This window comes from Edaphobacter sp. HDX4 (assembly GCF_036877565.1).
In the GTDB taxonomy this organism is placed as follows: domain Bacteria; phylum Acidobacteriota; class Terriglobia; order Terriglobales; family Acidobacteriaceae; genus Edaphobacter.
The window spans coordinates 1-253 of record NZ_JAEDXW010000121.1 but is presented as its reverse complement, the minus strand read 5'-3'; the positions used below and the strand labels follow the sequence as shown (position 1 = coordinate 253).

At 56.9% G+C, this 253-nt stretch carries 1 protein-coding gene; it reads right to left on the bottom strand.

The features are described from left to right. The coding region (locus tag JAO29_RS23725) for an ROK family protein (protein WP_442886485.1) at positions 1-81 on the bottom strand (81 nt) is incomplete at its 3' end. Between the last annotated feature and the right edge of the window lie 172 nt (positions 82-253).

Sequence of the window (253 nt, the reverse complement as noted above, 5' to 3'; positions counted from 1 at the left end):
CTCGCCGGCCATTCCATTGGAACCGCGCAGGAGTCTTCCATTGGAGAAGATGCCGGTGCCGATACCCTCTGAGACGTTCACGACGACAAGATCATTGAGCCCATCGCTGTCGCCGAACCATACCTCGACAAGACGCAGGCGTTGGCGACGTTCTCCATCTCCACACGGAGGCCGGTCGCACGATAGATCTTCGATTGGATGCTTTGCATGGGCCAACTCACGTTTGGCGCAAAGATCGGTTTCTTCTGCTTGG